The organism is Clostridium sp. CS1-1 (assembly GCF_056135525.1).
The window spans coordinates 4,030,684-4,054,655 of sequence record NZ_CM148680.1; the positions used below are offsets into that span (position 1 = coordinate 4,030,684).

Sequence of the window (23,972 nt, forward strand, 5' to 3'; positions counted from 1 at the left end):
CACTCCATTTTCGTTTTAATGGACAATTGATAATATCAATTGACTAAAGCTCTCTTACTCCCATTCCTACAGTCTTTATCAAAACTATTCCATCTGTTGTGTCTAATATCATTGTTCTTCCCTTATTCCCACCTACATCTTCGGCAATTATTGGAATAGAATGTTTCTTAAGAGCAGTTTTTACTGCTACTCCATTTCTATTTCCTATATCCATAATCATGCTTTTATCAGAGAAATTAAACATGGATGCTCCACCGGCTATTTTAGCCTTCATGTTTCGCTTTGATGATCCCATCTTCTCTAATCTATCTATAAGCATTGGAACTGCCAAATCTGCAAACTTTAATGGATTTGTAACATTATTAAATTGACTACTATCTGGCAACATTATATGTGCCAAGCCCCCTACACCTTTAGTTTTGTCGTATATAACTATTCCAATACATGAACCTAGTCCTACGGTCATTATCTTATCAGGAGAGGAAGCCGTATTCATGTCTGCAATTCCTACTTTTATTTCTTTTACTTCCATAAATATGCACCTTTCAATTAATACTATATAAGCTTTTTCTCTTCCTCTGTTAATATTGTACCAAGGTTTAAAAATATTATTATTTTTCCATCTATCTTGATTAAACCTTTTATATATCTCTTTGAAATACCGGCAGCAATTTCTGGTGCTGCTTCGATATTTCTTATACTAACATCCCTAACTTCTGATACAACATCAACTATTATACCAACCTTACTATCAGATTGCTTTGCTACTATTATTTTCAACTCATCTTTTTTACTGTTTGAATGGAGATTAAATTTCTTTGTAAGAGATATTACTGGTAAAATATTTCCTTCATAGTTTATAACACCTTCAACAAATTCTGGTGAATCTGGAAGAGTAGTTGGCTCTTCATAGCCTAGTATTCTTTCCACTTCCATAATATCTGTAGCATAATGTTCTCCATTTATACTAAATATCAAAACCTTAACTTCCTTATTCTCCATGATATTCCTCCTACTTAACCCTATATACACAGAGTTATAATTTCATTATATAACAAAGTATCGTATATGATAATAATTTTTTCAAGATAACCTTAGTTACTTAGTAACAAGCGGTTAAGCATCTATTAATTCATCAATAAAACACTCTATAATCTTAACTTATCTACAACTATATCATCCATGCTATCCAAGTAGGCATGTACATTTTTACTTGGAACATCCAGTGCAAATTCTCTTGTGCCCACTACGAATATTGTGTTTTGATAAGCAACATCTACCCATATATGCCCTTCTTTTTCAACCTGAAGTTTTGTAGATACACCTGCTGTACTTCCCACAGTTCTGCATCTAATCTCTTCCTTAGCCTTTAATACTCCACCTCTGGCTACACTTTTATCCTGAGTAAAGCATATACTCCCGTTAGCAGTTAGATCTGATATATATTCTCCCCTTCCTGTTATTATAATGTCTCCAGAACTATGCAAACTAGAGTCTTGGCAATATGATATTTTCATATCTACTGGTATTGATAATGTTGTGCTAAGTACCGTAATTATTTCATCTATAGAATTTATTATTAAGTCTAACTCTGAATAATGCTTTATAGTTATTGGTGATATGCCTAATAACTTACCTGTTATTAGATTAGATAAGTTTTCACTTATATCTTCTTCTATGCACTCATTAAGTATTTTTAGGTCAGTAATTACATTTAAACAAAATCTTGGCATAACCTTGTATTTATTTTCCAACAATAATTTTATTACTTCTCCATCTTTTCTATCTTGTCCAAGAAGATTAAACTTTTTAACTTCTTCAACAGCCTTAATTAAGGATGTTAGATTTTCCTTAAGGCTTTTTAAGTCTTTAAGCGCTTTGATTTTTTTTACATCTTCGCCACCACCAAATATTTTGGAGGCAATTGCGTTCCCTTTTATATGAATATTTCCATTTGCTCTTATTTTTGCTCTCTCTACATCTTTTTCTACATCTAAAGAGTTACCACATTCTACTTCCATTCCTTCGCTAACGCTACCGTATACTATTACATCTCCAATAAATTTTATATTTCCAGTCTTCAGATCCACATCTCCTCTAACCTCGTGAACTTGGTAGACATAAAAAGTGTTATTCTTAATACAGGGCTTTCCATCTATATCTGCTACTATGGTATTTTCATCAGAAAGAGCACAACCATTTCCTGCCTTTAACTTTATCGTTTTGCCAGGCTTACACTTTGTTACTTTTCCAGTAATATTATAGCCATCTTTTCCTTCTTCCCCTAAATTCCTGACTGCTATAATATCTCCTTTGTGAACTCCCGCAACTGAACCTATGCTTTTAAAATCTATATTCCCTCTCTTATCTTCCTTCAAATTTTTAAGATCAACTTCAGTTTTAAATCTTATATCTAAAGTATCATTTTGCCCGTCTTTGACTTTTTGCCCTTTAGCTACTAAAAACTTCTCAGAGCTATTTTCTACACATTTCTTCAAGTTTTCTTCTATTATACCATAAATCACATTATTATTGACTAATTCCTTCTTAACTTCCTCTATATTATATTTAGGCGGATTTACTTGTGACACTACTTCCGTCTCTATTATCACCATATTTTTTTCTTCTTTACTCTTTATCTTATATATATTCTTAGACCTATATGTAATCGTTGCATAAGCCTCCATGTAATTTTCAGATAAGGCTATTTTTAACTCTCTTGATGGTTCATCTTCATCTAACCCATCCAAAGACACATCAATATGAGTTTCTTCAAAAACCTCTTTTTTACCTTTAAACTCAACCCCATCAATAAGAACTTTTACATTGTTCCCTACTAAAATAGATGCAGGTTTTCCACCTTCTTTAGGATTCTTCACAATTATTTTCTCATCAATTATCTTTACTGTTCCATCATTTTCGTTGATAACTAAATCTTTTTCTACTTTGTCATTACTTTTCGTATTGTTATTAATCTCTAAACAATTTTCATTTTCTTCTGTTTCAATTGTATTCTCGTCTGGTATGTCTACTTCGATTACGATCTTTTTTCTAAATAGTGATTTTTTCTCTTCTACAATTTCAAAGCTTAAGCTTTCCTTAGATACACCGTACTCTTCGCAAGCTTTTTGCAAGCACTTTTCTAATGTAGATGCCTCATATACCTTTTTCATAACCTTCTCCCCCCGTTTTTTAAAGTTTTACTGTCTGTATAAACCTAAAAACTCCCCCATGCTGCCGTAAATATAAGTTACTTATATAATATATTATTCGAACAATTTATATTTTTCATAAAGATATTATATCATGTATGTATTGAGTTAGGAAACGAAAAAAACCACCACTTAGTAAGCAGTAGTTTTAATCCCTATCCTTTAATGTCACTCTTGCAACTTTTTCTCCCTTTGCCATCTTGCCATACTTTATATCTATACTTTCAACAGAGTCCATATTAGTTATAATTATAGGAGATAATAAACTCTTAGCTTTTTGATGAAGTAGTTTTTTATCAAAGGTTATTAATAAATCCCCCTCTTTAACCTCATCTCCCTGTTTTACATGGGCTATAAAACCTTCTCCACCTAATGCTACAGTTTCTATACCTACATGAATAAGTACCTCAATTCCTTCTTTAGTTTGTATTGCTATCGCATGCTTAGTTGGAAACAAAACCTTTATAGTACCACTACAAACAGCATATACATTACTTTCCTTCGGTTTTATTGCAAATCCATCTCCAAGCATCTTTTCTGCAAATACCTCATCTGGTACTTCTTCAAGCTTAATAATTTCACCCTTTATGGGATTTGTTAACTCTATGCTACAGGGGAAAGTATTTAATAAATCACTATCTTGAGATGTATACTCTATTCCCATATCATCATTACATCGCCTACTTTTTGAAACTACAGATTTTAACTCATCTTTAATTCTTTCAGCATCGGTACCATATATTATCTGTATACTATTTCCTGCAATTAAAGTTCCTGCTGAACCAGTCTTTTTTAGTAAGGATTTATTCACAGCCTTTATATTCTTTAAAGTAAGCCTAAGTCTTGTGATGCAGGAATCTACTACTTCTATGTTGTCTATACCTCCAATAGCCTGTAAAATCATATCTGCTCTTTCATATCCAAACTCTTTCAAATCTACAACTAAGTCCTCATCATCTTCTCTACCGGTTGTTTTTATATCTAATTTAACGATAGTAAGATAGAACACTGCAAAATAAAGAAAAAAATACACCATTCCAACTACCCATATAAGCAATGGATGGGATGCGAATTTATACCCAAGTACATAATCGATTGCCGATGCTGAGAAAGTATATCCTAATCTTATATGCAAGAGACTTGTAATAATCCCTGAAAAGAATGCCGCAATTACATGAAAAACAAATAATATAGGCGCCACAAACATAAAGGAAAATTCGATTGGTTCTGTTATTCCCGTAAAAAATGATACGAAAGCTGCCGAGATTAGCATACCAGACACCTTTTTTCTATTCTCTGTCTTTGAGGCTGCAATCATGGCTAATGCTGCTGCAGGTAATCCAAACATAAGTATTGGATACTCTGATGCCATAAATATACCTGCGGTAGGATCTCCATGAAAATATCTTGCTGTCTCTCCATAGTATACTGTTCCATCTGGTGTCATAAATGATCCAAATTGATACAAAAAAACTGGATAGTACATATGATGTAATCCCACTGGTATCAAAAGTCTCTTACCCGCTGCATAGAATGCTGGTCCAAAAATTGATGTGGAAGCCCATTTTGCAAATATATCTATGACCTGCTGAACAGGAAGCCAAATATGTATTGCTATAACAGCAAAAACCAACGCTGCTACAGAAGTTATTATAGGAACGAACCTCTTACCACCAAAAAAGCCTAGAACTTTTGGAAGCCTTATGTCATGATACCTATTATATAACACTCCCGAGATTAATCCAATCGAGATCCCACCAAATACCCCCATATTTATAGACATACCTGCATTTCTACCTGTTGCATTTAGAATTGATTCTAGAATTATCTGACCTACTACTGCTGCAAGTGCTGCAACTGCCTCTCCACCCGAAAAACCTGCAGCCACTCCCACTGCAAAAATTAACGGAAGGTTAGTAAAGATTGCATCTCCTGCAGTAGCTAAGTATCTGAACCAAGCTCCATACCCGCCAAGCAAATCTTCTTGCCCCAGTCTAAATAGCAATCCTGCAGCAGGCAAAACCGACACAGGAAGCATTAAAGATTTTCCTATTTTCTGAAGTGTTGAAAATAACTTTTTCATACGTTCCACCTTGCTATTCTACTAGTCTTTTTATATGAAGGGCTATATATCCTATCTCGTCCTCAGGTATTTTTACAGAAAATAAATCTTCTATTTTCATTGCGATTTTAATTCCAACGCTGTATTCTGCAGCCAATCCACTTTTTATACTCTCTAGCAAATCATTTTTGATAGGTTTATTATTTTCAACTCTTTCTATCATAAAGTTAACATGACTCATTGTTCTTATGTATGCTAAAGAATTTTTCTCTAATTTTTTCCTAGTAAGCTTTTGAATGAGCTCCATCACTTGACCTATTTTTTTCGTATATGCTAGAGATTCTGAAACATCTTTCTCCGTAAGCGCAGCTCTTATATGAAGACATATAAATCCTGCTTCATCCTCTGGGAAATTTACATTGAAATTCTCATTTATAGCTTCTAATGCTTTTAGGGCTATTTTATATTCCTCGGGATAAAGTGCATTAAGTTCACTTATAAAAGGGTTTTCTATATTTACTCCTTTATCAATTCTCTTTAATGCAAAACTAATATGATCTGGTAATGATATGTGTATTGCTTCACTTAATTTCACTTTGAGTTCTTTTTCTGCATAATTAATAATTTCCTCTGAAATACCCACTATGCTGCTTTCAATGCTTTGCAATACTTTCTGATAATTTTCTCCAATTTTTGATGTTTGCTTTATAAATACGTTTTCTACTCTTTCTTCAGGTATAACTCCATTTTTTCCAAAATCAAATCCAATTCCCTTACCAACTAATATTAACTGCTCTTTTTCCTTTTCTGCAATTACAACGTTGTTGTTTAGAACCTTCCTAATGTTATAACCTTCCATCCTATTCAACTCCAAACCTTTCTTTGAGTGGGTAGTTGACAGTTATGGATAATTTTTCTCCGCATCTCTTCCAAAAATCTTCTAACTTAGTTTTTATTTTACCTACAGTAAAACAAGGTTTAATTTAAAACTTCTTTTAAATTAAACTGGCAGTGTTTTGCTATGGGCAAAACCAGCCTCCAAGAAATCACTTTTTTACGATGTAAGGAGGAAAACCTTCCTTAACTGTCAATTCCCCACTATCAACTGTCAACTATTTATCCGATGACTACCCGCTCTAATACTCCCTGTTCTTTAAACAAGGGGTAAAGAGCGGCTACGTCCCTGGATTGGTTCAACTAAGAATCAGGTGGGGTTAAAACCACATCTGATTCAAGTTTCACTTTATCTAAATCCTTTGTAACTCCTAACTCTTAACTCAAAATATCCTTCTTCGTCTCTTCCTCATATCTCTTCATAATTTCTAAAACCACTTTATTCTTTGAAGATTCAAACTTCATACCATCTACTTCTCTTATAGGCAGGACCTTAGGGGAAGTTCCAGATATGAATAGTGCATCTAAATCCTTAACAGTCTTATAGTCTATCTTTGATTCTGCAACTTCAAATCCTATATTTCGACATATATTTATTATAACATTTCTTGTGATTCCTGGTAAGACATCTTCTAAAGGTGAAGTTATTACTTTTGTTCCCTTAATCATAAATATATTAGATTTACTTCCCTCTGTTATGTATCCATTTCTATCTACTAATATAGCTTCATAAGCATCCTTTTCTTTTATTTCTTTATCAACTGCAGTTCTAAACCCCATGTTTATAATCTTTGCATTAGGATTTTTTCTCTCTCCATGATAAAGAATAGCCCGTACTCCGTTTTTATAATCTTCCTCTGAAGGATAATGATGCTTTACGAAATAAGCAGCAAAATTATTTTTTTCATCAAAGTTAAAAATAAATTTTATATTGCCAATTTTTGTATCATTTACTTTTATAAGTTCAGTTATTTTTTCTTTCAATTCATCTTCTGATAGCCATATATTTAAATTAGTTATACCTGCTGAGTTTTCTAGTCTTTTTAGATGTTTTTGTAAAAATAAAGGTTTTCCATCTACTATTCTTATAACCTCATAAAGAGACTTCCCTTTATTTAAAAGACCATCATCAAATTTATCAGAGCTTTTAACTTCATTGTTATATAAAAAGTAATTATTAATACACTCACTCATCCGAGTTACCCCTCCCTATTTCCAGTTTAACACTTCTATCTTATCATGCCCTTTTTTATAATTTATAAGATAAGGTTTTCCTACTAAATTAAAAAGAGGTAAATCTGCAAGCGAATCCGAAAACATATAGGAGTTCTCAAAATCTACTTCTATATTTTCTTTTTTTAAAACCTCCATAAGTCTCCTTACTTTCTCTTCACCCTTACAATTCTTACCTGCAATCTTTCTACTATATTTGCCTCCAACTTGCGTAAATCTAGTACCTATAACTTTGTCTACTTCTTTTATTTTATACAGTTCGTATAAATAAAATTCTGCTGAAGCAGATATTAAATATACTTTATATCCTTCTGATTTTAGTTTTCTAATAGTGTCTATAGCATCTTTATAAAGTATCCTGCTTAATCTTTTCTCATAAAATTCTTCTACTAACTTTTGCATATCCTTTTCATGAACCCCATCTATAAAGGCTATAAAGTTCTCCTTTGCTGTTTGAGAATCTAGTACTTTAATACCATACAAAAGTGCTGAAATAACACCTCTAGGTGCATGAAATATAAGTTTAGGATACTTTTTTATCATAAATAAATAGAATTCTGCAAGAGTTTCCCTTTTAGTTAGCGTGTAGTCTACATCGAAGATTGCCAGTTTTTCCATTACGAACACCCCTTTTTAGAATTGACGATTAATATTATCTCTATCACAAAGAAAGCCGCTGCATTTCTGCATCGACTTTCTTATAATTTTCTTTTTTTAATTTTTATTCTTCGTCTTCAGCCATTAACTGCTCATAGTAAGCTGAAACTTCTTCGAACTCTTCATCCTCAGGAATTACAAGTTCTCCTTCTTCGCCTTCGCCTACAACTTTAAATAAGTATACAGCACCATTTTCTGGGTTTTGCACTATAGCATATTCGTTTTCTTTATATTCGAATCCATCGATTACTTCACATGGAACAACGTTTCCGTTCTCATCTTCTAAATCAACTATTAATGATTCATGCTCGTGTTCTCCACAGCCGCAACCACATTCATGGTCATCACCGTGATCATGTCCATGATCGTGTCCGCCACAACCACAACCTTCGTTATTTTCTCCGCAGCCACAACCGCCATTTAATTTATCTTTATCCATAATATATCCCTGGAATCAATCTAGTATAAGTGCATAGGCTTTATAACCTTCCTAAACCCTAAGATAGTAAATTTAACTACCATCTTCTAGCCTATCCAGGTTTTACACCTCCTTTTAGTATTATGTTCTAATTTTACCCTTAATTTTAAAATAAAGAAAGAGTTTTTTAAGAAATTTATTATTTAAATTTCATTATTACATAAAATTTAATATTATAGCATATATGTATATTGAATTTTATTATAACAAATTTTACTTCTTATATTATAGACAAATTTTATATTTATAAACATAAATATAAAATTTTTTTATAAAAATTGAAAACCATATTTGACACTATGTACCACTTCAATTAATTTTAAAAAACTTTAATGTATAAAAAGACATACCTTTATCTATTCTGGTAATCTTGTCATACATTCTTCTAACTTAAAACTAAACTTCTCATAAAACTTATGATCATCCTTGGTTGCAAGCCTTTGCTTAGTCTCTTTAACATCCTCATGTGACAAAATACATTCCACAAGCCACTTACCCAAACCCTTACCTCTAAATTCATCATCTATTATTACATCCATTATATAAGAAAAAACTACTTTATCAGTAACAACTCTAGCAAAGCCAACTTGTCTGTTTTTATAATAAACTCCAAAACACAGAGAATTCTTTATAGTCTTAATAACCTTCTCCTTAGGTCGACCAAAAGCCCAATACGACCCTGTTATCATCTGAAATACTTTTTATACATCAATTAACCCCTTATTATCACTTACTAAATACTCATCTTTTCTCCACTCCATAAAACTTCATCCCCTTAAATAATTATATATTTTGTTACGAAACTATCTAAAACCTTTAGATAAATAAATACTTAACTGTTAAGGTATATTAACATTTTACCACAACCAAGATAAAAAAATTAAACTTAAGTTTTATGTATACTCTAAATTAGAAATTTAATCTGTTCGGCGTATCAAGCTTCCGATGACGAAGTAGCTTTAAATGATCTTTAGAATAAGGTTTCCAATTGAAATAAATCTCATCTATATAATATTACACAGACCTATGGACATTCTTTATAAATCATGGATCGAATACAATTTTAAATTAAGAAATAGGTCATACTGATATATGGCCTATTCTCTTAAAATCAAGAAGGATTTCAATTATTATAAGTATACTTATTGTATTCCACTAGTGTTTTTTAATATGACCACGTGATACCTGGTCGATTTTATTTTGTTTTTTCAATATTTCTCTTGCCCATCTAACATCATTTCTCCATTTCGATTCTCCTGTACTTGTCTTCATATTTCTTTCATTTACGCTTAAGTTAAAATTGTTGGCTAGTATTCTATAAAATTGTGAAATATGAAATATTGTATTTGGATGTTGAGATAATTCTCTAAACATTTCATTAGCTATTTGATTTTGACTTGGATACATTCTAATTCCCCCTTTTAATTAATAGTCTAATATTTTTAGTTTTTTTGTAAGAGCTTCTTTAATTTGTGGCGTAATTACCTCCAGCCCTTTTTGAAGGATTAGAGTTATAGTTTCATCCGGTGAATCACATATTTTAGCTTCTATAGCAAGATCTAGCTTTTCCTTAATTTCTTTGGTAACAACTATGCTTACATGAAAGTTTTCTCTTGCCTTAAGTTCATCTCCAGAACTTGTATTATCAATATCGATTAGTCTCTTTCCTTGTTCATCATATACAAATTTTAGTCTTTGCTTGTTATAGACATTTTGCTTTATATTTTTTTCAATAGTGGCTGCAAGAGAGGCGACTGGATTAGCAGCGTTACTGAATGTCAGCCTTCGATTTAAGGATTCTGTAGCAATAAACTTAGAAGATAGAGGTCTTTTATGTTCTTCTATTAGGTCTTTAGCAATCTCTTGAATGGTTTTCTTTCCTGTCAAAGCTTTCATCCCCTTTTTTGTTGTTTAGTTTATAATATGCAACTGGTTTGTAAAGTGTTCATAATTTTTTCTAGAAATACACTTTTTCTGATGGCAAAAAAGAAAACTATATAGATTGTTTTGATTTGTCTTCTTCTTGCTGTTTAGCTCACAATATTCTTTTTAGATAAACCTATCTGTATATTTAGATTTTTAAATACCAAAGTGCTGATGTACTATTTAATTGAATTTAATAATTTACTTTTTTAAACTCTATACAGTGCTGACGCACTTAGATATTGTTTTAACTTAAAATTTTCTCACCATATTAATTTAAAAATCTATTCCCTTTTATGCTGTCGCATAATCAATCAAGAAATAGACAATTAGAAGATTTAATTAAAAGCTTAAGGCTAACACCAAAATTTACAACTGTTAGAAGAGTGGGATTATAGTGTGGAGACAGCTTTGAACGAGGCTTACCAAATCTTATGCTAACGAATTTAAAGACTCTCAATTTTTTCACAGTTTTCTGTAAGAAAACATTGAAAAAAATTGGAGTCTTTAAAAATGAGTTAGTATTAGATTCTGTTGCCGAAGTGAAGGCTGTCACAACACTGTAAACCCACCCTTCTAACAGCGTTATAACTTACGGTTAAGTCATAACATCCTGCAAAGCAAAAAGGCGAAGTGCAAAGCACTTCACCCTCTCTTATTATATCCTATTGATTAGCAAGTTTCTTGTAGCCTTCAATTCTTTCCATTGCATCTCTTTGAGTTTTCTCAAATAATGCTTCTGCTGCTTCTGGGAATTGCTTAGCAAGTGAAGCATATCTTACTTCTCCCATTAAGAATTCTCTGAAGTCTGCTGTTGGCTCTTTTGAATCTAATGTAAATGGATTCTTTCCTTGCTCTTTTAATGCAGGGTTGAATCTGTACATTGCCCAGTATCCGCACTCAACAGCTCTCTTACCTTCTGCTTGGCTCTTACCCATACCAACTTTTAATCCGTGGTTAATACATGGTGAGTAACCAATGATTAATGATGGTCCTGGATAAGCTTCAGCTTCAGCTATAGCCTTTAATGTTTGAGCTTTGTCAGCACCCATAGATACTTGTGCTACGTAAACATATCCGTAAGTCATAGCCATCATACCAAGGTCTTTCTTCTTAGTTTGCTTTCCGCTAGCTGCGAATTTAGCTATAGCAGCTGTTGGAGTAGCTTTTGAAGATTGTCCACCAGTGTTTGAGTAAACTTCTGTATCAAATACAAATACATTTATATCTTCTCCTGATGCAAGAACGTGGTCTAATCCGCCGTATCCGATGTCATAAGCCCATCCGTCTCCACCGAAGATCCAGTTTGATCTCTTAGCTAAGAAATCTCTGTTTTCATATATTTCTTTTAATGTAGGACAGTCACAGTTAGCAGCCTCGATTGCAGCTATTACTCTATCAGCTCTTTCTCTTGTTCCTTCTCCAACATTCTTATTATCTAACCAATCTTGAAGAGCAGCTTTTACTTCTCCTTCTGGAGCATTAGCTAGAGCTTCTGTTACAGTCATAGCTAATTGGTCTCTTAATTGTTGAACTCCAAGGTACATTCCCATACCGAACTCAGCATTATCTTCGAATAATGAGTTAGCCCATGATGGACCGTGTCCTCTTTGGTTCTTAGTGTATGGTGTTGCTGGTGCTGATGCTCCCCAGATTGATGAACATCCAGTAGCATTAGCAATCATCATTCTGTCACCAAATAATTGAGTTACAAGCTTAGCGTATGAAGTTTCCATACATCCAGCACAAGCTCCTGAGAACTCAAGTAATGGTTGCTCAAACTGACTTCCTTTTACGCTGAATTTGTTCATTGGGTTTTTCTTAGTTTTTACTGTCATAGCAAAATCCCAAGCTTCTGCTTTGTCTAATTGAGTGTCAAGAGGCTTCATAACAAGAGCTTTTTCTTTAGCTGGACAGATGTCAGCACAGTTTCCACAACCTGTACAGTCAAGTGGTGATACTGCTATTGTGAACTTAAGTCCTTTTGCTCCTGTAGCATCTTTAGCTTCAAATGAAGCTGGAGCTTTAGCCATTTCTTCTTCATTTGTAAGTATTGGTCTTATAGCAGCATGTGGACATACGAATGAACATTGGTTACATTGTATACATTTGTCCATTTCCCACTCTGGAACACTTATAGCTGTTCCTCTCTTTTCGTAAGCAGCTGTACCGTGAGGGAATGTACCGTCTTCCATTCCTATGAATGCACTTACAGGAAGTTTATTTCCTTCTTGTCTGTTCATTGGGTTAACAATTTTGCTTATGAATTCTGGTATTTCTTTAGTTGCAGCAGCTTCTTCTACAGCATCTGACCATGAAGCTGGAACTTCTATCTTAACTATTGATTCAACGCCCTTATCTATAGCAGCATTGTTCATATCAACAACTTTTTGTCCCTTCTTGCCGTACGAAGTTACAACTGCACCTTTTAAGTATTCTATAGCATCTTCAACTGGAATAACGTTAGAAATCTTAAAGAATGCTGATTGCATTATCATGTTGATTCTTCCGCCTAGTCCAATTTCTTGAGCTATTTTAACAGCATTTAATGTATAGAACTCAATGTTATTTTCAGCTATAAATTTCTTATATGAAGCTGGTAAATTAGCATCTAATTCTTCTGGAGTCCAGATAGTATTTAATAAGAATTTACCGCCTTTTTTCAATCCTTCTAATACGTTATATTTGTATACGTAGGATTGGTTATGACAAGCAACGAAATCAGCTTTATCTATTAAGTATGGTGACTTGATTGGAGTCTTACCAAATCTTAAGTGTGAAACTGTTATTCCACCTGATTTCTTTGAATCATAATCAAAGTATCCTTGCGCATACATGTCTGTTTTGTCTCCGATGATCTTTATAGCACTCTTATTTGCTCCAACAGTACCATCTGATCCAAGACCCCAGAACTTACAAGCTGTAGTTCCTGCTGGTGTTGCATCTACATCTTTTCCAACTGGTAATGAAGTATTAGTTACATCATCAACTATACCAATTGTAAATCTGTCTTTTGGAGTAGCTGATTTTAAGTTTTCAAATACTGGAAGAATGTGAGCTGGAACAGTATCTTTTGAACCTAATCCATATCTTCCTCCAACTATTACTGGCTCAAATTCTCTTCCGTAGAATGCATTCTTAATATCTAAGTATAATGGCTCTCCAATTGAACCTGGTTCTTTAGTTCTGTCAAGAACAGCTATGCTCTTAACTGTTTCTGGTATAGCTTTGAAGAAATGCTCTAATGAGAATGGTCTATATAAATGAACATTTAATAAACCAACTTTTTCTCCCTTAGCCATTAAGTAATCTATTGTTTCTTCTATAGTATCAGTTATTGATCCCATAGCTACTATTATTCTTTCAGCATCTGGTGCTCCATAGTAGTTAAATAAGTGATATTCTCTTCCTGTTATTTTAGTTAGTTCAGCCATGTAGCCTTCAACTATTTCTGGAAGTGCATCGTAGTATCTGTTTGAAACTTCTCTTTCTTGGAAGTATATATCTGGGTTTTGAGCAGTACCACGAGTTACTGGGTGATCTGGGTTTAATGCTGCTCTTCTGAATGCTTTTACAGCATCCATATCAACTAAACCTTTTAACTCATCGTATTCTAAAACTTCAATTTTTTGTATTTCGTGTGAAGTTCTAAATCCGTCAAAAAAGTTTACGAAAGGAACTTTTCCTTTTATTGCTGCTAAGTGAGCTACTGCTGATAAATCCATAACTTGTTGTACTGAACTTTCTGCAAGTAATGCAAAACCAGTTTGTCTTGCAGCCATAACGTCTTGGTGGTCACCAAAGATGCTAAGTGAGTTTGCAGCTAGCGCTCTTGCTGATACGTGGAATACTCCTGGTAGAAGTTCTCCAGCAATCTTGTACATATTAGGTATCATAAGTAAAAGACCTTGTGATGCAGTATATGTAGTAGTTAATGCACCAGCTTGTAATGAACCGTGCACAGCACCAGCTGCTCCACCTTCAGATTGCATCTCCATAACCTTTACAGGTTGTCCGAAAATATTCTTTCTTCCTTGTGCCACCCACTCATCAACGTGTTCAGCCATAGGTGATGATGGAGTTATAGGAAATATAGCAGCTACGTCAGTAAATGCGTAAGAAATATGAGCTGCAGCTGTATTTCCGTCCATAGTCTTCATTTTTCTCATAAAAAAATTCCCTTCTTTCTTCAATATTTCATCTATAAATAAGATTATGCGACATATGCAAAATGATGAAGTCTCTCATTAATCTGAAAGCTTCACTTGAAATGTCACATATTCATTATAGGCATTTAGGTGAAATTAAAAATTGCTTTTTAATATTTATCCTATCATCCTACCACTTTAGCTTGTACAGTAAAAACCAATACATAAAAAAAATACCTTAAGTAATTTTTCAACTAAAGCTATATTTTTACTATACAATAAATTTCAAAGTATGTAAAATTTAAATTCAGTAATTTTTGTGCCTAAAAACTAATTTAGTACCATTTAAATTTATAATACTTTAAAAGCCGCTTTAATTTGATAAATTACGATCCTGATTTTAATATCTGTTTAACTTAACTTCAAAGACTGTTTAGTCTGTCACGCCGCTAATTAGCTATATCCTTGTTAACTGTTTAACTCATCTTGAATGGCTGTTTGATATTTTTGAAGCAATATTACATTAAGTACATTTAAAAATTTGCAAATATATTTATCAAGTACATATATCCTATCGCTCATTTCCTTTAGTATAATTATACCTTTTTTACTTAATAATTCAAGGATTATTTGTAAAACTCTTCCTGAACATTAATTATTATATTTCTAAATTTCATATTTATTACAATTAAATAATTCAAAAATCTTTTTAACTTAGAAATATATCCATCACAGCAATTTGATTACAGAAAGATACATTTCAAAATATATGAAAGAGGCGACACATCTTAAGGCACTGTTCCTTAAAATGTGTCGCTTCTATATACTGTTCTGTCAAAACTAATTATAATATTCACATGCTTAACAACATTATCAAGTTATATATTCTAAGCATAACCTATGTTTTACTAGCATAATACTGAAGTTAATATCTCATAATTGTAAATTTCTGTATTTATTATACATTGAGTGAATTTATAATGCTAAATTTTTACTAACAATGTATACTTTGTTTATATTAGAGCCCTAACGGGCAATTATTGTGTAATATCTTATAATTAGCCTAAACTGAAAAAAAGGTACTTTTCTAAGACTTCGTCATAAGGCATTAGCATGCCTATAGGATGGAGAATTTATAAACACATAATAAAAAGGTTAGAATTAAAATAAAAATTTACAACTGTTATAAGGTTAGATTTATGGTGTGGAGTAAGCTTCGAGTGAGAGGTTACAGAATCTTATACTGACGAGTTTAAAGACTCACAATTTTTTCACAGTTTTCTACAAGAAAACATTGAAAAAAATTGGAGCCTTTAAAAACGAGTTAGTATTAGATTCTGTCCTCGAAACGAGGGCTTACGAAGCACCATGAATCTAACCTTATAACAGCACTTTAAACTTAGATTTAAGTCGCCCTTTTTTGCTATTTTGAAACTCCCAACCTACAAAGAATACTTTTCTATAAGAGCAACTATTCCATTTACTCCATTTTGTATAGGACTTGCTATCATATTATTTATATACTTATCTTTGTCCTTATAAAGTTCCTCTAACTTATTCTGAAGTAAGTTTTCATCCAGATTCTCCTCTTGAATTACAATACTATATCCGCTTTTTTCAAAAGAAGCCGCATTTAGAATTTGATCACCTCTACTGGATTTCCTTGACAAAGGGATTAATAAATTAGGCTTCTTTAAAGCCAATAATTCAAATATAACATTAGCCCCTGCTCTTGAGATTACAATATCTGCCGCATTCATTACATGAGGTAGTTCTTCGCTTATATATTCAAATTGCTTATAACCTTTCATATGTTTTAAGCTTTCATCTACATTGTCTTTACCACATATGTGGATAACATTATATTTTAAAAGTAAGTTATTTATTATATTTCTTACTGTGTCATTTATATATTTTGAACCTAAACTTCCACCAATTATAAGTAATGCAGGTTTTCCATCTTCAAATTCACATATTTTTCTTCCAATTACTCTGCTTCCATTTAACAACTCTTCTCTTATTGGAGTACCAGTAAGTACCGCTTTATTGTCTTTTATATTTTTTACAGACTCAGGAAAGGTAACACAGACTTTTGTACAATATGGAGCAGTTAGCCTATTTGCAAGCCCTGGTGTTATATCTGATTCGTGAGAAATAACAGGAATCTTACATAAATGGGCTGCTATAACAACTGGAACAGACACAAAACCTCCCTTTGAAAATACTATGTTAGGCTTTACTTTTTTCATTATTAATATTGCCTGAAATATTCCTCTTACTACCTTAAAAGGATCAGTAAAATTTTTTATATCAAAATATCTTCTAAGTTTTCCACTTGATATTATATGGTATTTAATTTTTTCTTCCTCTATAATTTTTCTTTCTATACCTTCCTCAGTTCCTATATATTCTATTTCATACCCTAACTGTTTAAGTCTTGGTACAAGTGCAAGATTAGGCGTAACATGGCCTGCGGAACCTCCACCAGTCATTATTATCTTTTTCAATGCTTTTCCTCCTAGCCTATTGAACAGAGAATTTTAAAAGAATTCTGTTCTTTATTATCATTCATTATTTTATCTCACACTTATATGATACTATATTTTTTTTCTATAAACAATTATGGTAAGATACAACAATGCTTTTATATCATATAAAAGTTTAAAATTTAGATATTTGGTTATACTAATAAGCAATAAATTAACTTTATTTATTCTCATGATTATTACTTGATATATCCTCTCTTAAATAAATTTAATTTTCAGGAGGTGCCTACATGGAAAATATAAAAGTAGTATCAAAAGCTAGAGAAGGCTTAAATAAAGCTCAAATTGAAGCTGCTTCTGAACTAGGTACAACCATCAATGATAAATATGAGAAAAAGATGATTTCAAACCAGAACAGTTCCATAGTGAAAAGGTTAATTCAGGAGTATGAGAGAAATTTAATCGGCAAGTAGCTTTTTAAAGTTAAAAATTAGGAGTTATAAGTTAAGAGTCTATGTTTTTTTCCACTACTCTTAACTTTATAACTCCTAATTTATATCAGAAAACTCTATATTTATTCTATCATTAATATTTTCCGTTAAAATAGCATAATTGTTCAGATGACTAGTTTCTACACTTACCTTTTTGAACTTAACATTAAATTCTGTTCCCTTTCCAATTTGGCTATTTACCTTTATGTTACCTTCCATAAGTTCCACAAATTTTTTTACAAGAGCTAGGCCTATACCAGTGCCTTCCGCTCTCCTTGAAAGAGAGCTATCTACCTGCGCAAATCTATCAAATATAGCATCTATCTTATCTTCTGGTATTCCGACTCCAGAGTCTTGTACACTAAGACTAACATTGTTATCATCTATCATTAAAGACACAATAATTTGATTCCCTTCCGGAGTAAATTTCACTGCATTAGATAAGAAGTTTAGTAGTACTTTTTCATACTTATCTTTGTCTAACCTTACATTGCATTCTTCTTCGTTTGTGTCAAATATCAATTCTATTCCCTTGCTTATAGCATAAGAATTAGCAGAATTTACAACAGCCTCACTCATGTGTACTATATCAAACTCTGTATTATTTAAGCTTAAAAACCCGGCTTCTGCCTTAGAAATGTCTAGTATGTTGTTAATAAGCTTTAACAATCTACTACAATTTTGATTAATTCTTGACAAAGTTTTATCCATATTAGGGGTTATTTCTTTACTATATATGTCACGCGCTAACTGAAGAGAAGAATATATTATGGTTAATGGAGTTCTAAGTTCATGAGATATTATTGTAAAAAATTCATCCTTCAACTTAGTTATCTTTTCAAGTTCAATATTGTGATTTACTTCTTCTGTAATATCTGAGCCATGAATATGTATTCTTATAGTATTATCTTTATTTTTATAGGGGATAAAGTTTATCTTATAAAATCTTTCATCACCTTTGTTATTCATCACTTTATAAGGACTTATAGTAAATGATTGATTTTTTTCTCCTACATAAGCTATTGTCTTGTATAAATCTTCTTTTAAGTACAACCCTGCTGCGCCTTCTATTTTACCTATATTGTCTTTACCGTTATTTTGCACAATTTCCTCATACTTTTTATTGGTAAGCCTATATGCTATACTCGGATAATCTACTACCGCAATAGGTACACTTACTGTATTAACAACATCACTTATAAATTCAGCTTGTTCCTCTGCTTTTATTTGATGAAGTTTAATTTCAGTTATATCCTTTATTGTTATTATTGTGTGAAGCAATTCATCATTCTTATTAATTATAGGTGCACTATTTATTTCCATATACTTTATTTCAAGAGAATTTTTTTCTATTAATTTAAAAATTGCATTTTTCATTGGTTTTTTGCTTTTAATATAAAATTTAAATATTTTAGATAAATCTTTTTCTTCCTGTTCAACTGGTATTATTTGATATTTCTCTAGAACCTTATTTGGATTTACTATATCTATAGGCTTTAAATCTAAGATATTAAAAACAGATTTATTACATATACTCATCTTTTGATTTTTATCAAAAACCATAATTCCTTCTGAAATATTATTTATTACATCCTTCAAATGCATAAGATGCTCTTTTTCTCTATTTCTTAATATCTCTATAATATCGCACTTTGCTTTTAACTCGGTTGAAAGCTGAAGAAACTTTTGTCTTTCATTCTTTATTTTTGTCTTATATAAATAATCTTCTGTTACATCTCTTAATGTTATAACAGCACCTACTACCTTATCTTCTTCTAGTAAAGGGAAACTAGATATTGAAAGATATATATCACTTTTAAAGCTAAATCTATAAGTTTCATTTTTGATTTCTGCCTTATATTTTAGCGTTTTGTAAAGTGGAAACTCTTCTAATTCTAATTTTCTCCCATTTTCCAAATAACTGTTATAATTATAGTAAAAGTCATATACATTTTTGATGTCTGAAATTCCGATTTCCTTAGACATCTGTATTCCTTTTTTATTCAAATAAATTATATTTCCATCCTCATCTGTTATATATACAAAAAACGGTAAAGATTCTATTATGTTTTCCGATAAATTACTACTTTTTAGTACTTTATTCATAGATTCTCGCATTAATAACTTCCCCCAAAATGTAATAATAGTGAATAAATTCTATTTCTAATAGAAGAATTCCTTCTATTTTCTTATTTTACTACAAATTAATATTTTTTACATTAATAAAACCTCATAATTTCAAAAATTATGAGGCTCATTATATATGATGTTAGCTAATATTAAATTTATATTTCCATAATTATAGGAAGAATAATCGGTCTTCTTTTTGTTTTTCTATATAAAAACTCAGCTAATGCGCTTCTAACATTTGACTTCATTACAACCCACTCTGCAACTTTATTATCCAAACATTTTTCTAATTCAATTCTTACGATTTGTTTTGCTTGGCTGATTAGATCCTCTGATTCTTTTACGTAGATAAATCCTCTGGTTATAATATCAGGCCCTGCTAAGATGCTATAAGATTCTTTTTCTATGGTAACAACTACTGTAAAAATACCATCTTGAGCTAAATGCTTTCTGTCCCTCAGTACTATGTTACCGACATCTCCAACACCGAGCCCATCTACCATTACTCCACCAGAAGGAACTTTACCAGCTATTCTAGCTTCTGTACTTGATACCTCTAGCACCTGTCCTGTTTCCATAACAAAAATATTACCAGGTTCCATTCCCAGCTTCTGAGCCAATATACTATGATGTCTAAGGTGTCTATACTCACCATGAACTGGCATGAAAAACTTAGGCCTTACTAAAGTATGTATCAATTTCAGTTCCTCTTCACGGGCGTGACCTGATACATGGACATCCTCTAATGCATCATGTATTACATCCGCTCCTTTTCTAAATAATTCATTAATAACTCTAGATATAAACTTTTGGTTTCCTGGAATAGGAGAACTAGACACAATAACTAAATCACCAGGTACTATCCTGATTGTTCTATGAGTAGCAGATGCCATCCTTGCTAAAGCAGACATCGGTTCACCTTGGCTTCCAGTGGTAATTACTGTTACTTTTTCATTTGGATAATTGTGAATTGTATCTAAATCTATAATAGTATTATCCGGTATATCTAAATATCCAAGTTCCATTGCTACCTGTGATATATTCTCCATGCTTCTTCCACTAAAAGCAACTTTTCTACCATATTCATGTGATGCATTTATGATTTGTTGCATTCTATGAATATTTGATGCAAAGGTAGCTACTATTATTCTTCCTCTTGCTCTTGCAAAGATTCTATTAAAAGTGTTACCTATAGATTTTTCCGATATAGTATGCCCTGGGCGCTCAACATTCGTACTATCAGCTAGCATCAAAAGTACGCCTTCTCCTCCAAGCCTTGCAAAGCGTTCTAAATCCATGATTTCTCTATCAACAGGGGTATAATCTATCTTAAAGTCCCCTGTATGCACAATCTTTCCAGCAGGAGTATGAATCACTATAGAGCATGAATCTGCTATACTATGACTATTTCTTACAAATTCTACTCCTAGGTACTGGTATTCAATAATATCCTTAGGACGTACAACATTAAGTTCACAATCTGATAGTATATTATGTTCCTTAAGCTTAAGTTCTACTAAGCCTAATGTTAATTTAGTTCCATAAACGGGTACATTTAACTGTTTTAAAATATAAGGTAGTCCCCCTATATGGTCCTCATGACCATGTGTCAAAAATATCCCTTTAACTTTTTCTTTATTGTTAATTAGATATGTAATATCAGGAATTATTAAATCTATTCCATGCATATCTGCATCTGGAAAGGACATCCCACAATCAATTACAATTATTTCATCATTGTATTCAAAAGCAGTAATATTACCACCAATCTCCCCGAGTCCTCCTAGGGGAATTACCCTTACTTTGTCTTTATCTTTTGCCTTCACTAAATCTCCTCCTTATTTTTTATAATCGCTAACTGCAATTAATAATCAGATAGACTTAAAACTTTATATAAATCAAGTTTTACTTCATTTCAAATACTATTAGTGCCTTTTGTTATGTAAACATAAATTTAACTTTAACTCAAATTCTATCTGAGAAAAGTTTTCCTTATATTTTATTACTTCATATTTATTACTTATTTTGATACATTACTTTTTGTTTTATTCTCCATATAGACTTAAATTAAATAAACAAATTAAGTTTATTTCAAATGTAATTTTTATTATCTCATTAAGAATCATTATAATCAATAGTAAATAGCAAATGTCTCCACATAAACAGAGTTCTTGGTATTAGATGGAGTTTTCACTGCACCTGATGCTTATTAATAGAGTTCTTAGTGCCTTTGACACTTAGAAACCGTTGCCACCTTATGGATTTTAACGTGGTATCCATTAAAATAATAAAGCAGTTAGAGCAATTTTATTAGCTCTAACTGCTTAAATCACAGCCTTAATTCAAATTTAACTTTGAACTGTCTATCTTGATAATCTAAAATCTTTAACAACTAACTGCAGATTCACATTTCCATTATACTCATTGACAGATGGCGAGAATATTAAATCCATCTTAATATTTGTAGGAGTTCCATTTATGATCTCCATAAGCTTATCCTCACCATAAACTTCTTCTATAATTTTCTTGAACTTTTCTGCGCCATCAAAAGATATAGCATCTATTTTTTCCATACTTCCTCTAGGTCTTACAAAAAGCTTTAAGACATTTTTCTCCTTACCAATTAGATATGCTCTAAATACAGTTACACCTTTTTCAGCAAAAACAGGCGATGAATTTCCTTTTCCGAATGGCTCTAACTTTTCTATATCCTCTATAAGCTTAAAGGATAGTTGATCCAGTGAGATTTGTTTATCTATCTTTATTTTTGGTGTTACCTCTTCATCTGTAAGAGTGCAGTTATCATTTAAAGTTTTTCTGAGCTTATCTATATTTTCCTCTTTTATGGATAAACCTGCTGCCAGTGGATGTCCTCCGAACTTCTCCATTAAACTCTTACATTTAATAAGCTCTTCAAACATATTATACTCCTCTATAGATCTCCCTGAACCTTTAGGCGTTTTTTCGCCTTGAGTAAGAACTATAGCTGGCACACTATATTTCTCCTTTAGTCTTCCAGCAACTATACCTGCTATACTTTCATGCACATCTGACTTATAGACCACTAGAACCTTATCGTTTTTCATGTTAGAATTTTCTACTATATCTATAATTGCATTTAAGCTGTCTACAGTCATGTTCTGTCTTTCTATATTTAATTCACGAAGCCTTTTTGCGAGCTCCTGTGCCTCTTTTTCATCTTTAGATAATAATAGTTTTAATGCCAAGGCCGCACTATCTAGTCTACCTGTGGCGTTTATACAAGGTCCTATAACAAAACCTATATGATAAGAAACTATCTTTTTTCCTTCCAACGAGTTTTCTTTTATAAGTGCTTTTATTCCAACATTACTGGTAGAATTTATTAACTTTAATCCATTTTTTGCAATAATTCTATTTTCTCCAATCAAATCAACTACATCACAAATAGTACCTATAGCAGCATATTCTATAAACTTATATGATTCCTCTTTAGGTATATCCATTTTATTATATAAAACTTGCGAGAATTTAAATGCAACTCCAGCTCCGCAGAGTACCTCAAAAGGATAGCTGCAGTCTTCCTGTTTAGGATTAATTACTGCATCCGCTTCTGGTGTAACAAATTCTCTTTCACCATTATCCTTTGTTACAAAAGGAATATCATGGTGATCCGTAATTACTATAGTCATGCCTAATTCTTTGGCAAATTTAATTTGCTCTATAGCAGATATACCATTATCACAAGTAATAACTACTTCATAGCCTTCTTCTTTTAAGGTTCTTATGCTATCAATATTTATACCATATCCCTCTGTAATTCTATCTGGTATATGATATTTCACTTCAGCTCCACATCTTAAAAGAGCTGAGTATAAAATATATGTACTTATAATTCCATCTGCATCGTAATCTCCGTAAACAACTATTTTCTTCCTTTTTTCTATAGCATCTTTTATAATGTCTGTACCTTTGTCCATATCCTTCATCAATAATGGGTTATGTAAGTTTTCTATATTAGGATTCATAAATTTTATTATTTCTTCTTCAGTTCTTATTTCTCTATTTGCCAAAATAGTTACCAATGTTTCGCTTACTCCAGTAGCTTCAGAAAGTTTTTTAACATCAACAGCCCTTTGCCTTAACATCCATCTTGTCATTTAATGCACCACCTCTTTCCATAAATATTATAACATGCAAATGGCAAATGAGTTGAATATTTACCTTTTTAAAGTCTAGTAATTTTTTACTCACATGCCATAGTACAAATATAATATTT

Annotated in this window: 17 protein-coding genes; 1 reads left to right on the forward strand and 16 read right to left on the reverse strand. The window is 31.9% G+C overall.

The genetic code is table 11. The features are described from left to right. Positions 1-43: 43 nt before the first annotated feature. The 13 genes from AC0N0V_RS18970 to AC0N0V_RS19030 all read right to left on the reverse strand — a co-directional run bounded on the left by AC0N0V_RS18970 (position 44) and on the right by AC0N0V_RS19030 (position 17,114). The gene (locus tag AC0N0V_RS18970; protein WP_474460333.1) at positions 44-532 is read right to left on the reverse strand and encodes a chemotaxis protein CheD; all 489 of its coding nucleotides are present in this window, start codon (positions 530-532) and stop codon (positions 44-46) included. A gap of 23 nt (positions 533-555) precedes the next feature. Continuing rightward, positions 556-1,002 carry a chemotaxis protein CheW gene (locus AC0N0V_RS18975; protein WP_474460334.1) on the reverse strand — a complete coding sequence of 149 codons (447 nt, stop codon included), beginning with the start codon at positions 1,000-1,002 and terminating at the stop codon, positions 556-558. A 146-nt stretch (positions 1,003-1,148) separates the two neighbouring features. Further along, positions 1,149-3,173, reverse strand: a complete 2,025-nt coding sequence (locus AC0N0V_RS18980) for a flagellar assembly protein A (RefSeq protein ID WP_474460336.1) — start codon at positions 3,171-3,173, stop codon at positions 1,149-1,151. A gap of 187 nt (positions 3,174-3,360) precedes the next feature. Beyond that, positions 3,361-5,295, reverse strand: coding sequence for a glucose PTS transporter subunit IIA (locus tag AC0N0V_RS18985; protein WP_474460337.1), 1,935 nt, complete (start codon positions 5,293-5,295; stop codon positions 3,361-3,363). A gap of 13 nt (positions 5,296-5,308) precedes the next feature. After that, positions 5,309-6,133: a PRD domain-containing protein gene (locus AC0N0V_RS18990; RefSeq protein ID WP_474460338.1), complete on the reverse strand. Its 825-nt coding sequence runs from the start codon at positions 6,131-6,133 to the stop codon at positions 5,309-5,311. A 413-nt stretch (positions 6,134-6,546) separates the two neighbouring features. Then, positions 6,547-7,362, reverse strand: a complete 816-nt coding sequence (locus AC0N0V_RS18995; protein ID WP_474460339.1) for an aminotransferase class IV — start codon at positions 7,360-7,362, stop codon at positions 6,547-6,549. Positions 7,363-7,377: 15 nt separating this feature from the next. Further along, positions 7,378-8,019, reverse strand: a complete 642-nt coding sequence (locus AC0N0V_RS19000) for an HAD family hydrolase (RefSeq protein ID WP_474460340.1) — start codon at positions 8,017-8,019, stop codon at positions 7,378-7,380. A gap of 103 nt (positions 8,020-8,122) precedes the next feature. Beyond that, positions 8,123-8,497: a DUF1292 domain-containing protein gene (locus AC0N0V_RS19005; protein ID WP_474460341.1), complete on the reverse strand. Its 375-nt coding sequence runs from the start codon at positions 8,495-8,497 to the stop codon at positions 8,123-8,125. 395 nt (positions 8,498-8,892) lie between these two features. Beyond that, a complete protein-coding gene (locus AC0N0V_RS19010) occupies positions 8,893-9,225 on the reverse strand; it encodes a GNAT family N-acetyltransferase (RefSeq protein WP_474460342.1) in 333 nt (110 codons plus the stop codon). Positions 9,226-9,691: 466 nt separating this feature from the next. After that, positions 9,692-9,943, reverse strand: a complete 252-nt coding sequence (locus tag AC0N0V_RS19015; protein WP_474460343.1) for a winged helix-turn-helix domain-containing protein — start codon at positions 9,941-9,943, stop codon at positions 9,692-9,694. Between the two features lie 18 nt (positions 9,944-9,961). After that, positions 9,962-10,423 (reverse strand): hypothetical protein, encoded by a 462-nt coding sequence (locus AC0N0V_RS19020; protein WP_474460344.1) that lies wholly within the window; start codon positions 10,421-10,423, stop codon positions 9,962-9,964. A 701-nt stretch (positions 10,424-11,124) separates the two neighbouring features. Continuing rightward, positions 11,125-14,628: a pyruvate:ferredoxin (flavodoxin) oxidoreductase gene (gene nifJ, locus AC0N0V_RS19025; protein ID WP_474460345.1), complete on the reverse strand. Its 3,504-nt coding sequence runs from the start codon at positions 14,626-14,628 to the stop codon at positions 11,125-11,127. 1,421 nt (positions 14,629-16,049) lie between these two features. After that, positions 16,050-17,114: an undecaprenyldiphospho-muramoylpentapeptide beta-N-acetylglucosaminyltransferase gene (locus AC0N0V_RS19030; protein WP_474460346.1), complete on the reverse strand. Its 1,065-nt coding sequence runs from the start codon at positions 17,112-17,114 to the stop codon at positions 16,050-16,052. A gap of 269 nt (positions 17,115-17,383) precedes the next feature. On the opposite strand from AC0N0V_RS19030, the gene AC0N0V_RS19035 reads away from it, so the two are divergent. Next, the gene (locus AC0N0V_RS19035) at positions 17,384-17,566 is read left to right on the forward strand and encodes a small, acid-soluble spore protein, alpha/beta type (RefSeq protein WP_474460347.1); all 183 of its coding nucleotides are present in this window, start codon (positions 17,384-17,386) and stop codon (positions 17,564-17,566) included. 75 nt (positions 17,567-17,641) lie between these two features. Here AC0N0V_RS19035 and AC0N0V_RS19040 read toward each other — a convergent pair whose 3' ends face one another. The 3 genes from AC0N0V_RS19040 to recJ all read right to left on the reverse strand — a co-directional run bounded on the left by AC0N0V_RS19040 (position 17,642) and on the right by recJ (position 23,853). After that, entirely contained in the window at positions 17,642-19,690 is a 2,049-nt protein-coding gene (locus tag AC0N0V_RS19040; RefSeq protein ID WP_474460348.1) for a PAS domain-containing sensor histidine kinase, read from the reverse strand. A 179-nt stretch (positions 19,691-19,869) separates the two neighbouring features. Beyond that, positions 19,870-21,540 carry a ribonuclease J gene (locus AC0N0V_RS19045; RefSeq protein ID WP_474460350.1) on the reverse strand — a complete coding sequence of 557 codons (1,671 nt, stop codon included), beginning with the start codon at positions 21,538-21,540 and terminating at the stop codon, positions 19,870-19,872. Between the two features lie 537 nt (positions 21,541-22,077). Then, the gene (gene recJ / locus AC0N0V_RS19050; protein ID WP_474460351.1) at positions 22,078-23,853 is read right to left on the reverse strand and encodes a single-stranded-DNA-specific exonuclease RecJ; all 1,776 of its coding nucleotides are present in this window, start codon (positions 23,851-23,853) and stop codon (positions 22,078-22,080) included. Between the last annotated feature and the right edge of the window lie 119 nt (positions 23,854-23,972).

What these genes read in the sequence shown, in the direction of transcription:
- AC0N0V_RS18970 (WP_474460333.1), bottom strand. Translation starts at nt 532, where the DNA reads ATGGAAGTAAAAGAAATAAAAGTAGGAATTGCAGACATGAATACGGCT.
- AC0N0V_RS18975 (WP_474460334.1), bottom strand. Translation starts at nt 1,002, where the DNA reads ATGGAGAATAAGGAAGTTAAGGTTTTGATATTTAGTATAAATGGAGAA.
- AC0N0V_RS18980 (WP_474460336.1), bottom strand. Translation starts at nt 3,173, where the DNA reads ATGAAAAAGGTATATGAGGCATCTACATTAGAAAAGTGCTTGCAAAAA.
- AC0N0V_RS18985 (WP_474460337.1), bottom strand. Translation starts at nt 5,295, where the DNA reads ATGAAAAAGTTATTTTCAACACTTCAGAAAATAGGAAAATCTTTAATG.
- AC0N0V_RS18990 (WP_474460338.1), bottom strand. Translation starts at nt 6,133, where the DNA reads ATGGAAGGTTATAACATTAGGAAGGTTCTAAACAACAACGTTGTAATT.
- AC0N0V_RS18995 (WP_474460339.1), bottom strand. Translation starts at nt 7,362, where the DNA reads ATGAGTGAGTGTATTAATAATTACTTTTTATATAACAATGAAGTTAAA.
- AC0N0V_RS19000 (WP_474460340.1), bottom strand. Translation starts at nt 8,019, where the DNA reads ATGGAAAAACTGGCAATCTTCGATGTAGACTACACGCTAACTAAAAGG.
- AC0N0V_RS19005 (WP_474460341.1), bottom strand. Translation starts at nt 8,497, where the DNA reads ATGGATAAAGATAAATTAAATGGCGGTTGTGGCTGCGGAGAAAATAAC.
- AC0N0V_RS19010 (WP_474460342.1), bottom strand. Translation starts at nt 9,225, where the DNA reads ATGATAACAGGGTCGTATTGGGCTTTTGGTCGACCTAAGGAGAAGGTT.
- AC0N0V_RS19015 (WP_474460343.1), bottom strand. Translation starts at nt 9,943, where the DNA reads ATGTATCCAAGTCAAAATCAAATAGCTAATGAAATGTTTAGAGAATTA.
- nifJ (WP_474460345.1), bottom strand. Translation starts at nt 14,628, where the DNA reads ATGAGAAAAATGAAGACTATGGACGGAAATACAGCTGCAGCTCATATT.
- AC0N0V_RS19035 (WP_474460347.1), top strand. Translation starts at nt 17,384, where the DNA reads ATGGAAAATATAAAAGTAGTATCAAAAGCTAGAGAAGGCTTAAATAAA.
- AC0N0V_RS19040 (WP_474460348.1), bottom strand. Translation starts at nt 19,690, where the DNA reads ATGAATAAAGTACTAAAAAGTAGTAATTTATCGGAAAACATAATAGAA.
- recJ (WP_474460351.1), bottom strand. Translation starts at nt 23,853, where the DNA reads ATGACAAGATGGATGTTAAGGCAAAGGGCTGTTGATGTTAAAAAACTT.